This is a genomic window from Beijerinckia sp. L45, from assembly GCF_009765775.1.
Lineage (GTDB): Bacteria > Pseudomonadota > Alphaproteobacteria > Rhizobiales > Beijerinckiaceae > RH-AL1.
In genome coordinates this window covers 1-379 of record NZ_LMUU01000175.1, presented here as the reverse complement: position 1 = coordinate 379, position 379 = coordinate 1, and the positions used below count along the sequence as shown (strand labels likewise).

At 51.7% G+C, this 379-nt stretch carries 1 pseudogene; it reads left to right on the top strand.

Annotated elements, in window-relative coordinates:
- Nucleotides 1-379 (top strand): annotated as a pseudogene (locus GSQ79_RS19290) (DNA-directed RNA polymerase subunit B); the annotation flags it as partial.

Here is a 379-nt window from a genome sequence, read left to right as displayed (position 1 = left end):
CACACCGATCATTTTGGGAAGAAGAGGCTGGATTTGGCCGGGCCCTTGATTGCAAATCTGTTCCGCATCCTCTTCCTCAAGCTCACCAAGGATATTTACAAATACCTCCAACGCTGTGTCGAGAACAACCAGGACTTCAATGTTCAGATGGCCGTCAAGGCTAGCATCATCACAAACGGCCTGAAGTATTCGCTAGCGACTGGCAACTGGGGTGATCAGAAGAAGGCAGCTTCTGCAAAGGCTGGAGTCTCGCAAGTGTTGAATCGATACACGTATGCCTCCACCTTATCTCATCTTCGGCGAACGAACACTCCTGTTGGGCGCGACGGCAAGCTGGCGAAGCCGCGACAGCTTCACAACTCTCATTGGGGTCTTGTTT